General features: G+C 65.8%; 15 protein-coding genes. 4 read left to right on the top strand and 11 right to left on the bottom strand.

What is annotated here, in order from left to right:
• Positions 1 to 38: 38 nt before the first annotated feature.
• Together AC0L2J_RS03600 and AC0L2J_RS03595 are read right to left on the bottom strand one after the other, a co-directional pair.
• Entirely contained in the window at positions 39 to 656 is a 618-nt protein-coding gene (locus AC0L2J_RS03600; RefSeq protein WP_063994179.1) for a flavin reductase family protein, read from the bottom strand.
• A gap of 3 nt (positions 657 to 659) precedes the next feature.
• Positions 660 to 1,625 (bottom strand): Bug family tripartite tricarboxylate transporter substrate binding protein, encoded by a 966-nt coding sequence (locus AC0L2J_RS03595; RefSeq protein ID WP_063994180.1) that lies wholly within the window; start codon positions 1,623 to 1,625, stop codon positions 660 to 662.
• Positions 1,626 to 1,756: 131 nt separating this feature from the next.
• On the opposite strand from AC0L2J_RS03595, the gene AC0L2J_RS03590 reads away from it, so the two are divergent.
• From AC0L2J_RS03590 to AC0L2J_RS03580, 3 genes are all read left to right on the top strand, one after another.
• A complete protein-coding gene (locus AC0L2J_RS03590; RefSeq protein WP_473387264.1) occupies positions 1,757 to 2,566 on the top strand; it encodes an IclR family transcriptional regulator in 810 nt (269 codons plus the stop codon).
• Positions 2,567 to 2,812: 246 nt separating this feature from the next.
• Positions 2,813 to 4,108, top strand: a complete 1,296-nt coding sequence (locus AC0L2J_RS03585) for an O-acetylhomoserine aminocarboxypropyltransferase (RefSeq protein WP_473387261.1) — start codon at positions 2,813 to 2,815, stop codon at positions 4,106 to 4,108.
• Between the two features lie 4 nt (positions 4,109 to 4,112).
• Entirely contained in the window at positions 4,113 to 4,895 is a 783-nt protein-coding gene (locus AC0L2J_RS03580) for an alpha/beta fold hydrolase (protein WP_473387259.1), read from the top strand.
• A 270-nt stretch (positions 4,896 to 5,165) separates the two neighbouring features.
• Here the strand turns inward: AC0L2J_RS03580 and AC0L2J_RS03575 are convergent, their stop codons facing one another.
• From AC0L2J_RS03575 to phnG, 9 genes are read right to left on the bottom strand one after another with little or no spacing between them, the layout of a single operon-like run.
• A complete protein-coding gene (locus AC0L2J_RS03575; protein WP_007615524.1) occupies positions 5,166 to 5,777 on the bottom strand; it encodes a pyridoxamine 5'-phosphate oxidase family protein in 612 nt (203 codons plus the stop codon).
• Between the two features lie 22 nt (positions 5,778 to 5,799).
• Positions 5,800 to 6,396 (bottom strand): phosphonate metabolism protein/1,5-bisphosphokinase (PRPP-forming) PhnN, encoded by a 597-nt coding sequence (phnN, locus tag AC0L2J_RS03570; RefSeq protein ID WP_473387255.1) that lies wholly within the window; start codon positions 6,394 to 6,396, stop codon positions 5,800 to 5,802.
• The gene (locus tag AC0L2J_RS03565; RefSeq protein WP_007615527.1) at positions 6,393 to 7,547 is read right to left on the bottom strand and encodes an alpha-D-ribose 1-methylphosphonate 5-triphosphate diphosphatase; all 1,155 of its coding nucleotides are present in this window, start codon (positions 7,545 to 7,547) and stop codon (positions 6,393 to 6,395) included. Before AC0L2J_RS03565 ends, phnN begins: the two co-directional genes overlap by 4 nt.
• 11 nt (positions 7,548 to 7,558) lie before the next feature.
• Positions 7,559 to 8,254, bottom strand: coding sequence for a phosphonate C-P lyase system protein PhnL (gene phnL, locus AC0L2J_RS03560; protein ID WP_007615529.1), 696 nt, complete (start codon positions 8,252 to 8,254; stop codon positions 7,559 to 7,561).
• 38 nt (positions 8,255 to 8,292) lie between these two features.
• The gene (gene phnK / locus AC0L2J_RS03555) at positions 8,293 to 9,090 is read right to left on the bottom strand and encodes a phosphonate C-P lyase system protein PhnK (RefSeq protein ID WP_007615531.1); all 798 of its coding nucleotides are present in this window, start codon (positions 9,088 to 9,090) and stop codon (positions 8,293 to 8,295) included.
• Positions 9,083 to 9,979 (bottom strand): alpha-D-ribose 1-methylphosphonate 5-phosphate C-P-lyase PhnJ, encoded by an 897-nt coding sequence (locus AC0L2J_RS03550; protein WP_007615533.1) that lies wholly within the window; start codon positions 9,977 to 9,979, stop codon positions 9,083 to 9,085. The genes phnK and AC0L2J_RS03550 overlap by 8 nt, the downstream gene beginning before the upstream one ends.
• A complete protein-coding gene (locus AC0L2J_RS03545; RefSeq protein WP_473387249.1) occupies positions 9,976 to 11,091 on the bottom strand; it encodes a carbon-phosphorus lyase complex subunit in 1,116 nt (371 codons plus the stop codon). The genes AC0L2J_RS03550 and AC0L2J_RS03545 overlap by 4 nt, the downstream gene beginning before the upstream one ends.
• Before the next feature lie 2 nt (positions 11,092 to 11,093).
• Positions 11,094 to 11,702 (bottom strand): phosphonate C-P lyase system protein PhnH, encoded by a 609-nt coding sequence (phnH, locus tag AC0L2J_RS03540; RefSeq protein ID WP_473387246.1) that lies wholly within the window; start codon positions 11,700 to 11,702, stop codon positions 11,094 to 11,096.
• A gap of 4 nt (positions 11,703 to 11,706) precedes the next feature.
• Positions 11,707 to 12,171 carry a phosphonate C-P lyase system protein PhnG gene (gene phnG / locus AC0L2J_RS03535; RefSeq protein WP_473387243.1) on the bottom strand — a complete coding sequence of 155 codons (465 nt, stop codon included), beginning with the start codon at positions 12,169 to 12,171 and terminating at the stop codon, positions 11,707 to 11,709.
• Positions 12,172 to 12,279: 108 nt separating this feature from the next.
• Between phnG and phnF the strand changes: the two genes are divergently transcribed.
• Positions 12,280 to 13,011 carry a phosphonate metabolism transcriptional regulator PhnF gene (phnF, locus tag AC0L2J_RS03530; RefSeq protein WP_007615543.1) on the top strand — a complete coding sequence of 244 codons (732 nt, stop codon included), beginning with the start codon at positions 12,280 to 12,282 and terminating at the stop codon, positions 13,009 to 13,011.
• Positions 13,012 to 13,137: the final 126 nt, after the last annotated feature.

Below are 13,137 nucleotides of genomic sequence, written 5' to 3'. Positions count from 1 at the left end.
TTCTCCAATGGTCTTGAGCCGCGCCCGGGGCAGCGCGCTCAGTCTTTCGATTTGGGAGTCTGGAACACGCCGCGCAGCGTCACGATCTCGCCGAGCCGGGCGTAGCGCGGCCCGCCGATGCGCGCGATCGGATCGAGCGCCGCGGTTTCGACCTTGCCGTCGTTCACGAGGCCGTCGCGGATATGGAACATCACGACCTCGCCCACGATGAGGCGGCTGCGGGCATCGCCGAATTCGAGGCACTGGCGAAAGCGGCATTCCATCGCAACGGGTGCAATGCTGAGCCGCGGCACCCTGATGCGCTCGCTCGCGATCGTCTCCAGGCCAAGCTCCGCGACCTCGCTGATCTCAGGCGGATGCTCGACCGATGAGTCGTGCACGGCCTGCATCAGCGGGGTATCGGCGATGTGGATGACGTATTCCTCGGTGTCGAGAATGTTGTGCGCAGTGTCCTTGTAATCCGCGCCCTTGCGGCCGACGCTGATGGCCAGCATCGGCGGCTTCTGCGAGACGAAGGTGAAGGCGCTGAACGGCGCGAGGTTGAGCACGCCGGAGCACGACAGGCTCGTCACCCAGGCGATCGGACGCGGCACCACGATGCCGGTCATCAGCCGGTAGATGCGCTCGGCGCCGAGCTCGGTGGGGTCGATCCGCATCGATCAATCCGCCTTGATGTTGGCCTTGCGGACGATCGGAATCCATTTGGCGTCCTCGCGCGCGAGATAGGCCTTGAATTCGTCGGGCGTCATCGCGACGGCTTCACCGCCGAGCTTCTCGAACTTGTCGACCACGGCGGGGTCCTTCAGGATCGCGGTCAGCGCCTCGTGCAGCTTGTCGATCACGGGCGCCGGCGTGCCGGCCGGTGCGAACAGGCCGGTGAAGGTCTGGCCGTCGAAGTCCTTGTAGCCAAGCTCAGTGAAGGTCGGCACGTCGGGCAGCGCCTTCAGGCGATGCGGGCTGGTGACGGCCAGCGCCCGGAACAGGCCAGCCTTGATGTGCTGCAGGCTGACCGTGAGCTGGTCGAACGCGAACTGCACCTGCCCGCCCAGGAGATCGTTGACCGCGGGCGCGTTGCCGCGATAGTGCGCGGTGACCCATTGCACGTCGAGGCTGGACTGCATCAGCTCGCTGAGCAAATGGTTGGTGGTGCCGGGACCGGGCGAGGCCATCGTCAGCTTGCCGGGCTCGCGCTTGGCGAGGTCGATGAATTCCTTGAAATTCGTCGCCTGCACAGAAGGATGAACCTCGAGCACCAGCGGCGTCATCGAGATCGTCGTGATCGGCAGGAAGTCCTTCTTCCAGTTGTAGACGTCGCGCTTGTTGATTTCGGTCGCGAACAGCACCGGGCCGTTGGCGCCGACGAACAGCGTGTAGCCATCGGGCGCGGACTTCGCGAAGGCCTCGCCCGCGATCATGCCGCCGGCTCCCGCCTTGTTCTCGATGATGAAGGGCTGGCCGAGCTTTTCCTGGAGCTTGTCGGCGATAATGCGCGCGGCGCTGTCGACATTGCCGCCGGCCGGATACGGCACGATCAGCTTGACGTTGCGCGCCGGCCATTGCTGGCCCGACGCCGGTCCCGTCAACATCGTCGCTGCGGCAGCGATGGCAATCCAGATTAATCTCATGTTAACCTCCCGGCGGCGCTTCCAATTTTACGTCGATTTGCCTGACGTCGTACACGGCATCTCGATTCGGAGCGCAATCTCCAGATGCGCGCTTTACCTGTCGAGCGAATTGTGGCGTTCTTGTCCATATTATGGACAAGACGACTTCCGCGAAATCCGCCCGCCGCATTAGGGAACCGCGACAGGGCGCGCAGGCAATCCGGCGCGCGCTCGCGGTGCTGCGCATTCTTGCCGCGGGCCGCGAAGACGGCGTGCCGCTGGCCGAGGTGGTGCGGGCGACCGGCCTCACCCGCCCGACCGTGCACCGCATCGTCCACGTGCTGATCGAGGAAGGCATCGTCGAACGACATGACAAAACCGGCCGCTATGCGATCGGCAACCAGGTGCCGGAGCTCGCGCTGGCACGGGCCCGGCCCTCGCGGCTGCTGATCGCGGCAAATCCGTCGCTGCACCGCGCCTCGACCGAGATCGGCGACACGCTGTTCCTGACGGTGCGGACCGGCAACGACACGCTGTGCGTCGATCGCAGGATCGGCATCTATCCGATCCAGGTGCTGTCGATCGAGGTCGGCGCGCGTCGACCGCTCGGCGTCTCCAGCGCAGGCGTCGCCATCCTCGCCGCGATGCCGGCCCAGGACGCGCGAAAAATCGTCGCGGCCAATGAGAAGAGACTGGAGGCCTACCGGACCGACGCTGCGACGGTGCTGGGCCAGGTCACCGCCGCAAGGCGGCTGGGATATGGCATGAGAGAAATTGGTCTCGTGCAGGGCACGAAGTCGATCTCGACCTGGATCAAGACCCCGGACGGCCGCCCCGCTGCCGCGATGACCGTCTCCGCCGTTCGCACGAGGCTCGGCCCGCGCCGCGAGCAGGAGGTCGCGGAGATTTTGCTGCGGGAGGCGCGGATTATCGAGCAGGCGATCCGGGGGAATACTGGATAGCGCTGACGGTGCCGCTTCACCTCTCCCCGCTTGCGGGGAGAGGTCGGATAGCTCTTGCGATCCGGGTGAGGGGGTACAGGTCTCTCGACCATCTCGCGTGCGGAGAGAGGCCCCTCACCCCAACCCTCTCCCCGTAAGAACGGGGCGAGGGAGCGCACCGACGATGCGGCGATGTCAATGGGCTGACTTCGCGCGCATTTTTGTGGCACAAGAGCCGCCTCCGCCGACCGAGCAACGAGGCCACGCATGCCCGCGCCAAAACCGCCCGCCTTCGAGACCCTGAGCCTGCATGCGGGCCAGCATCCGGATCCCGCGACCGGCGCCCGCGCCGTGCCGATCTATCAGACCACGTCCTACGTGTTCCAGGATTCCGATCACGCCGCAGCGCTGTTCAACCTCGAGCGCGCCGGCCACATCTATACGCGCATCTCCAATCCCACCACCGGCGTGCTCGAGGAGCGGCTTGCGGCGCTGGAGGGCGGCGTCGGCGCGATCTGTACCGCGAGCGGCATGGCCGCGCTGCATCTCGCCATCGCGACGCTTCTGAACGCCGGCGACCATATCGTCGCGTCGAGCTCGCTCTATGGCGGCACCATCAATTTGCTGGCGCACACGCTGCCGCGCTTCGGCATCACCACTAGTTTTGTGAAGCCGCGCGATCTCGACGCGTTTCGCGCGGCGATCAAGCCGAACACGAAGCTGGTGATCGGCGAGACCATCGGCAATCCCGGGCTCGAGGTGCTTGATATTCCGAAGGTCGCTGCGATCGCGCATGACGCGAAGATTCCGCTGCTGATCGACAACACGTTTGCCACGCCCTATCTCAGCCGTCCGATCGAGCTCGGCGCCGACATCGTCATGCATTCGGCGACCAAATGGATCGGCGGCCACGGCATCGCGATCGGCGGCGCCATCGTCGACGGCGGCCGGTTTGACTGGCGCTCATCCGGAAAATTCGGCGTGCTGACCGAGCCCTATGGCGGCTATCACGGCATCGTCTTCGACGAGCAGTTCGGCACCGCCGCCTTCATCATGCGCGCGCGCACCGAAGGCCTGCGCGATTTCGGCGCCTGCCTGTCGCCGACCAACGCGTTCCAGCTCCTGCAGGGCGTGGAAACGCTCGGCGTGCGCATGGACCGCCACATGCAGAACACGCACCTCGTGCTGGAAGCGCTGAAAGCCAACAAGGCCGTGGACTGGGTGCTGCATCCCTCGCTGGAGGACCACGCGGACTACCAGCTCGCAAAACAATTGCTGCCGCGCGGCGCCGGCTCGATTGTCTCCTTCGGCATCAAGGGCGGCCGGCCTGCTGGCCGCAAGTTCATCGAATCGCTGCGCATGATCAGCCATCTTGCCAATGTCGGCGACGCCAAGACGCTGGTGATCCACCCGGCCTCGACCACGCACCAGCAGATGGACGCCGAGCAGCTCAAGGCCTCCGGCATCGGCGAGGAGCTGGTGCGGCTCTCGGTCGGCATCGAGACCGCAAGCGATATTATCGACGATCTCGCGCAGGCGCTGCGCATCTCGCAAAAGGTCTGACACCATGAAGCTCTCCGTCAACGGCGCCGAGGTGTTGGTCGCAACCGGCGGCCGCGACTTCGACAGATCCCTGCCCGCCGTCGTCTTCCTCCATGGTGCCGGCTTCGATCATTCGACCTGGGCGCTGCACACGCGCTGGTTCGCCCATCACGGCTTTGGCGTGCTGGCGCCTGATCTGCCCGGCCACGGCCGCTCGCCCGGATCCTCGCTCGGCAGCATCGCCGAGATGGCCGACTGGACGGCGGCCCTGCTCGACGTGGCCGGAGCGACGAAGGCGCATCTGATCGGCCATTCCATGGGATCGCTGATCTCGCTGGAGACGGCCGCACGTCACCCCGACAAGGTGTCCGCGCTCAGCCTGATCGGCACCGCGGCGACCATGACCGTCGGCCCGGATCTGCTGAAAGCAGCCGAAGCCAATTCGCAGGATGCCAACGACATGGTCTCGATCTGGGGCCTCGGCTTCAGCGCCGAGCTCGGCGGCAGCCTCGCGCCGGGCCTGTGGATGCATGGCGGCGCGCAGGCCGTGTTGAAACACTGCGAGCCGGGCGTGCTGTTCCGGGATTTGTCGGCCTGCAATGCTTACGCGAATGCGCTTCAAGCAGCCGCGAGCGTGAAGGTGCCCACGACACTCATCCTCGGCGAACGGGACATGATGACGCCGGTGAAGGCCGGCAAGGCACTTGCCGCCGCGATCCCGCATGCGAAGACAGTTGTGGTGCCGGGCGCCGGCCACATGATCATGGCTGAACGCCCGGATGAATTGTTGGCAGCGCTGACGGGCTGAGTCTGCTCAGGAACCCGGCGTCGATCATGCGTTTTGGCGACGTCTGAGCCAGCGCCTCGTCCTTCGAGACGCCCGCTTTCAGCGGTCTCCTCAGGATGAGGCTCAGCTCGGTTGCGCGAACTTTGAAACTGCAGCCACCCCTCCGCTCTCATCCTGAGGGCCCGCCGAAGGCGGGCGTCTCGAAGGATGGCCACAGGCAATCTGCCCCCCACGGTGTTGTTAATATGATATGCGATTCCTGTGGTGGGACGGGGAAGGGGGGACAACCAGTCACCACATCGTCGCGGCCGCACGCTCGGGCCAGGCGCGATCATACTCCGCGCCGCCGACCTTGTTCTCGCTCATCTCGGCGAGGATCTGGCCAGGTGTCGGCAGCGTCTTGGGGTCGATGCGCTTGTCGGGATTCCAGAGATCGGAGCGGACGATGGCGCGGGCGCACTGGAAGTAGATTTCGTCGACATTCATCACCATCACGCTGCGCGGCGCCTTGCCGTCGACCTTGTACGAGGCCAGCAGCTCGGGATCGATGGACAGATGCGCCCGGCCATTGGCCCGGACCGCATTGCCGGAGCCGGGGATCAAGAACATCAGCGACACCCTGGGATCGCGTACGATGTTGCGCAGGGAATCGACCCGGTTGTTGCCGCGGCGATCCGGCAGCATCAGCGTCTTCGGGTCGTGAATGCGGACGAAGCCGGAGATATCGCCGCGTGGCGAGCAGTCGATCCCCTCAGGTCCAATGGTTGCAAGCGCGGCGAACGGCGCCTTTTCGATGAAGACGCGATAGAGCGGGGTGACGTGGTCGGCGACTTTCACAGTCGAGGCGTCGTTGGTGACGCCGTAGATAGCCTCCAGCTGCTCGACGGTTTCGATCACCGACATTCCAGTCTCCTTGTCGTGCCGGCTATTCGTGCCAGCCTTGATTCCTGATCACGCGTAGAAGCTGGCGGCCGTGATACTCCGCGCTGCCAGCGTTGAGAATGGTGACATCGGCCTGCGCCGATGCGTCGTCGACGCTGCGCGTCAGTCGTTCCGCGATATTTCCGTCACTGTCCCGGGCGCGGGCGGCGAGCCGCTGCGCCAGCACATCCGGCGGTGCAGTGATCGCGACCACCACAACGTTTGCATAGGTCCGACGTAGCGCGCCGATCACCGTGCGCGAAACATTGGCCACGACGGCGCGTCCGGCACGAATATCGTCGTTGAGGTCGAGCGGCAGCGCGTAGGAATGCCCATGCGCCTCCCAATGCACGGCGAAATCCCCGTGATCGCGCGCACGCCGGAATTCGTCAGAGCTCACCGCGATATTGTCTTCGTCCGCCGAGGATTCGCGCGTCACGACCCGGCGCGGGAAGACGATGTCGTGATCCTCGATGCACGCCGCCCGCGCCAGCCGCAGCAGCGTGTCCTTGCCGGCTCCGCTGGGGCCGACCACGAGCACGAGCCGCCCGGGCCCGATCGCACCCGTCTGCGCTCCCGCCACGGTGACGGTCTCGCTCATGCGACGCGGCTCCCTTCGCGCCAGACGCTGCGGACCGCGGGAACGTGGCCCGCAACATGGACGCGGATCAGATCGGCACGCTTGCCGACCGCGATCTCACCCCGGTCGGACAGGCCGACCGCCTCCGCGGGCGCCTTCGTCACGGTGCGGATCGCCGCCGCAAGACTGATGGCGGGCACGTGCTCGGGCAAATGCAGCGCAGCCATCAGAAGGCTCGAGGGGATGTAGTCCGACGACAGGATGTCGAGCAGGCCCTCGCGGGCGAGATCGACCGCGGCGATATTGCCGGAATGCGAGCCGCCACGCACGACGTTCGGCGCCCCCATCAGGATATCGATGCCAGCCTCGTGCAGGCCGCGCGCGGCCTCCAGCGTGGTCGGAAATTCCGCCACCGAAACGCCATCGCGCACGGCGTCCACGACGTTCTCCTCGGTGGTATCGTCATGGCTCGCCAGCGGGATCTTGTACTGATGTGCCAGCGCCACGATCTCACGCATGTTGGTCGCCGCATAGGCCTTCTGATATTCGAAGCGCTTCGCGAACAGCTGGTCGAGCTCGGCATCGGTCTTGCCGCCGCCCTTGCCGCGGTAATAGTCGCGCAGCTTGCCTTCGTCGCGGAACTGGCGCTGGCCGGGGGTGTGGTCCATCAGCGACATCAATCGCACGTCGGGACGGTCGATCAGCTCCCTGGCCTCCTCGACCACGCTCGGCATCGGGATTTCGCAGCGCAGATGCAGGAAGTGATCGGCACGCAGCAATTTGGCATCGCGCGCGGTCGTGATCGCCGCGGCAAGCACGCCGGCGCGTCCATCTACTTCCTCGGCACCATCCTCGCGCCAGACCCGGAGCGAGTCGAACACCGTGGTGATGCCCGATGTCGCGAGCTGGCCGTCATAGGAGACGACGGCGGCGACCGGATTCCAGAACACTTTTGGCCGCGGCACGTAATGCGCCTCGAGGTGATCGGTGTGGAGCTCGATCAGGCCGGGCATGATCAAATCGCGGCCAGCATCCTCAGCTCCCGCAGGCGCCCTGCCCTCGCCGATCTCGGCGATGCGTCCATCGGCAAGAGCGAGCCAGCCTTGCTCGATCACCCGTTCCGCCAGCACGATCCTGGCGTTGGCGATCACGATGTCCTTCTTGGCGTTCATGTCCATTTCCTTCAGGCCGCGGCGGCGAAGCTGGTGACGTCGACGATGCGGTCGGCAATCTGATGACGGATTTCGTCGTCATGGACAATGGCGACCATGGCGACGCCGTGGCGCTTCTTTTCGGCGACCAGCTCGACCACGACGGCGCGATTGGCGGCGTCGAGCGAGGCGGTGGGCTCGTCGAGCAGCAGGATCGGCAGATCCGAGATGAAGCCGCGCGCGATGTTGACGCGCTGCTGCTCGCCGCCGGAGAAGGTCGCGGGCGGAAGCTGCCAGAGTCGCTCGGGGATATTGAGCCGATGCAACAACTCGCCCGCGCGCTGCTGCGCCTCAGCTCGGGCTCCGTTGACGATCAGGGGCTCGGCGACCACGTCGACGGTCGCGACGCGCGGCACCGCGCGCAGGAACTGACTGACATAGCCGATGGTCGCGCGGCGGATGTTGAGGACCTGCCGCGGCTCGGCCGTGGCAAGATCCACCAACGCCCCGCGATGGCGGATGCCGATGCGGCCGGAGTCGCAGCGATAATTGCCGAAGATCATCTTCAGGATCGACGATTTTCCGGCGCCTGATGGCCCCGACAGCACGACGCATTCGCCCGGGTTGACCTGGAAGGTCACACCGCTGACGACGGGCAATTCGATGCCGCCCTGCAGGTGCATCGTAAAAGTCTTGTTGGCGTCGGCGATGTCGATCATGGCGGCCATTGGAAAACTCTTCTTGCAAGGCTCATGGCGTTGAAGGCTCATGGCGGCAGAATCGAGGAGACGAGGAGCTGAGTGTAGGGCTCGCGGGGATCGTCGAGCACCTGATCGGTGAGCCCGGTCTCGATGACGCGGCCGCCCTTCATCACCATCACGCGGTGCGACAGCAGGCGCGCGACCGCGAGATCATGGGTGACGATGATTACCGCGAGGTGTAGCTCCGCGACGAGGCTGCGCACGAGGTCGAGCAGGCGCGCCTGTACGGAAACATCGAGGCCGCCGGTCGGCTCGTCCATGAACACCAGCCGCGGCTCGGTGACGAGGTTGCGGGCGATCTGGAGCCGCTGGCGCATGCCGCCGGAATAGGTCCGCGGCGCATCGTCGATGCGTGCGATGTCGATCTCGACGCGGGTCAGCCAGTCCGACGCGGTATCGCGGATGCGACCGTAGTGATTCCACCCCACCGCCATCAGCCGCTCGCCGACATTGGCGCCGGCCGAGACCGCCATGCGCAGACCCTGCGCGGGATCCTGGTGGACGAAACCCCAATCGGTGCGGAACAGGAAGCGCCGCTCGGCCTCGCCCAGCGTGGCGAGATCGCGGGCGACACCGTCGCGCATCCGATAGGAGACCTGGCCGCCGCTGGCCGCGAGCTGACCCGACAGCAGCTGCAGCAGCGTCGATTTGCCCGAGCCGGATTCGCCGACGATTGCCAGCACCTCGCCGGGATAAAGCGCAAAGGACACGTCGCGGCAGGCGGCGATCCGGCCGTAGGACTTGCTGAGGGATTTTGCGACCAGCAGCGGCTCGTCGTTTTCGAGCATGTCTTGATCAGCCATTGGATGCCTCCTGCGCCTTCTCCTTGTACGGCGCAGCGCTGAGGCTGCCGTGATGGCCGGCGGCCTGGCGGCCCTCGCAATAATCGGTGTCGGAGCACACGAACATGCGACTGCCCTTATCGTCGGTGACGATCTCGTCGAGATAGGAGTTTTCCGCGGCGCACAGCGCGCAGGGCGCGTTGAAGCGATACGGCTCGAAGGGGTGGTCCTCGAAGTCGAGCGACACGACTTGCGTATAGGGCGGGATCGCATAGATGCGCTTCTCGCGGCCGGCGCCGAACAATTGCAGCGCCGGGCAATTGTCCATCTTGGGATTGTCGAATTTCGGCGTCGGCGACGGGTCCATCACGTAGCGCGCGTTGACCTTCACCGGATAGGCGTAGGCTGTCGCGATGTGTCCGAAGCGGGCGATGTCCTCGTAGAGCTTGACATGCATCAGGCCGTATTCGGCGAGCGCGTGCATGCGCCGCGTCTCGGTCTCGCGCGGTTCGAGGAAACGTAAAGGCTCCGGGATCGGCACCTGATAGACCAGCACCTGATTTGCGTGCAGCGACGTCTCGGGAATGCGGTGACGGGTCTGGATCACGGTCGCATCTTCAGTCGCGGTCGTCGTGGCGACGCCGGCGGTCTTGGCGAAGAATTTTCGGATCGAGATCGCGTTGGTGGTGTCGTCGGAGCCCTGATCGATCACCTTCAGCACGTCCTGCGGCCCGAGGATCGCCGCGGTGACCTGGACGCCGCCGGTGCCCCAGCCATAGGGCATCGGCATCTCGCGGCTGGCGAACGGCACTTGATAGCCCGGGATCGCGATCGCCTTGAGGATCGCGCGACGGATCATCCGCTTGGTCTGTTCGTCAAGATAGGCGAAATTATAGGCGGGCGCGTTCATTCCGCGGCCTCCTTCAGGGTGTCAGGCGCATTGGCCTCCGTGAACGCTTCAGAAAACTCTTGGCGCAGCTTGCGCAGCAGGCCGAGCTCGGACTGGAAGTCGACATAATGCGGCAGCTTCAGATGTTCGACGAAGCCGGTCGCCTGGACGTTGTCCGAATGCGACATCACGAATTCCTCATCTTGCGCAGGCGCCAGCGCCTCTTCGCCGAGCTCGCGCGCGCGCAACGCGCGGTCGACCAGCGCCATCGACATGGTCTTGCGTTCGCTCTGGCCGAAGGCAAGGCCATAGCCGCGGGTGAAGCACGGCGCTTCGGTCGCGGAGCCCTTGAACTGGTTGACCATCTGACACTCGGTGAGCTCGATCGAGCCGAGCGGAACGGCGAAGCCGACGTCTTCCGCCGAAAATTCAACCTCGACCTCACCGAAGCGTATCTCGCCGGCGAAGGGGTGGTTGCGGCCGTAGCCGCGCTGGGTGGAATAGCCCATCGCCAGCAGAAACCCTTCGTCGCCACGCGCGAGGTTCTGCAAACGCAGATCGCGGTCCGCCGGGAAATTCAGCGGCTCGCGGGTGAGATCGCCGACGCTGGCGCCTTCCTCGGCCTGCGGAGATGATTCGATCAACCCGTCGCGGCCGAGAATATCCGTCACGCGCGGCGTGGGCGCTGTCGATGCTTCGGCCGTCGCCGGCGCCTCCGGCACAAAGCCGTCGGCGAGCGAGGGATCGAGCAGGCGGTGCGTATAATCGAAGGTCGGGCCGAGGATCTGGCCGCCGGGAATGTCCTTGAAGGTCGAGGACACCCGACGCCGCACCCGCATCGCGCCGGTCTCGACCGGCTCGGTGGCGCCGAAGCGCGGCAGCGTGGCGCGGAAGGCGCGGACCAGGAAGATCGCCTCGATCAGATCGCCGCGCGCCTGCTTGATGGCGAGCGACGCGAGTTCGCGGTCATAGAGCGAGCCTTCGCTCATGACGCGGTCCACGGCGAGGCCGAGCTGCTCCGAAATCTGGTCCAGGGAAATTTCCGGAACGCTTTGGTCGCCGCGCCGTGCACTCGCGAGCAGGCGATGGGCGTTCTCGATGGCGCGTTCGCCGCCTTTGACTGCGACATACATGGTTAGCTTCCCTTGCTCACGACGCGCGTGGTGCGCGGGATCGCAACCACGGCATCGTCGGCGACCAGCACCACATCGACGCCGCGCGGAAACAGCGCCTCGTTGATACGCAGGCGATCGAACAGGTCAAACGGCTTGATCGACGCCTGGAGCGTCGCGACACCGTCGATGCCGGGACCGCGCAACTCGAAGCTGCGCCCCGAAATCAGGCTCTCGACCTGAAGGATCAACGTGGTCGACCGGTCCGGATATTCGCTGGTGCCCAGCGCGAAGCGGTCGAGCGAAGGCAGCGCCCCGCCGTCGCTGATCAGCGCGAAGCTCGCGATCGAGGAATCCTGTACCACCGGCGCGCCGGTATGGAATTTCAGCCATTTCACGACGTCGGAACTCTCATGCATGCGCGCATCGAGCCAGAGCGGCGTGTCGTGATCGAACAGCGTCAGCGCGATCGCGGCCGTGCCGCGCATCATCGTGTGAGGCGCTCCTGATGTCGGCACGATGCGCTGGACCGAGCCCGGCCGCGCCATCGCGTCCATGACCGAACGAAAGGTCGATTGCGCCGACAGCACCTTGTCGGCGAACCCCGGCGGCAGTTCCGCAATCGTGGTCATGATCTCACCCCTCACCGCGCACCATGGTGTAGAAATCAACCTTCGTCGCGGCGGTCTCGGCCGCCGCCTGCTTGCGCCTGACCATAAGCTGCTCACGCAACGGCGCGATGATGTCCCGCTCCACCGCGTCGCCGAAATCGCTGGACTGCACCAGCGCGTCGCACAGCGCGATCAGCCGCGCCTTCTCACCGTCGCGACCGAGCGTGTAGCCGAAGCCGACCTCGCCGCTGGCAAGCCGCACCGCGGCCCGCGACACCGTGGCTTCGCCGAGGTTGAACGGCGCGCCGTCGCCGCCGACCCGGCCGCGCAGCATGACGAGGCCGTTTTCCGGCGCGCGCAGATCCTGATGCGCCGGCAAAGCGAGAGCGCGGAGGCGAGCGGCGATCTCGCCCACCTCCGCGTGCGCCAGCACGGCCATTGCGGCCTTGCGCTGGGCTTGCTGATTGTTGTGCTGGGTCACCAGATCCACCGAACTTTTCTCAACACCTTGCCGAATCCAAGTTGTCTATGATACTAGACAACTTGATAGCGGAGCGCCATGACTGTTTCGTGACAAAGGCGTGATTTCTGGAGTAGCATGAGCATGCAGGACACAGCCTCCTCCGGCGTCGCGTTGTGGCGCCTCGTTGCCGACGGCATCGAGCGCGGCATCGCCGATGGCCGCTTTGCGGCCGGCGACAAGCTGCCGGGCGAGGTGGAGATCGCCGAAACCTATCGCGTCAACCGCCACACGGTGCGGCGCGCGCTGGCCGCGCTTGCCGAGCGCGGCCTCGTGCGGGCCGAACGCGGCAGCGGAACCTATGTCGAGGCGCAGAAGCTCGCTTATCCGCTGCGCTCGCGGACCCGTTTCTCCGAGATCGTCGGCGCGGACGGCCGCGAACCGCATGGCCGCTTGATCGAGGCGTCGGATGATGTCGCGACCCGCGAACTCGCGCGGGAACTTGGATTGAAGGCCGGCGCACCATTGGTGCGGATCGAGGCGATGCGCCTCGCCGACCGCACGCCGATCTGCGTCTCCACGACATGGCTGTCGGCGCAGCTGTTCCCGGGTGCGGGCGACGTCTTTGCCGCGACCCGCTCGATGACGAAATTGCTCGAGCATTACGGCGTCCGCGACTATCGCAGGGGCGCGACCCGGATCACCGCCGGCATCGTGGACGCCACCGACGCCGCACGGCTCGATCTGGCGCTGGGACGGCCGATCCTCGTGGTCGACGCCACCGACCACGATCTCGACGGCAAGCCGCTGGTCACCAAGCATTCGCGCTTTGCCGCGGAGCGGGTGGAGTTTCTGGTGGAGAACGGGTGAACGGGCTGTTCTCTCCCCTCGCCCCTTGTGGGAGAGGGTGGCTCGCCGCCTTATGGGCGCGCCCGGTGGGGGGTTTGTGAAAGCGCCCACCGAAAAGAATGTGAGGGAGGAGCCCCCCAAAACCGC

The sequence above is a fragment of the Bradyrhizobium sp. MV1.5 genome (genome assembly GCF_055807615.1).
This window is presented reverse-complemented; position numbering and strand designations above follow the sequence as displayed.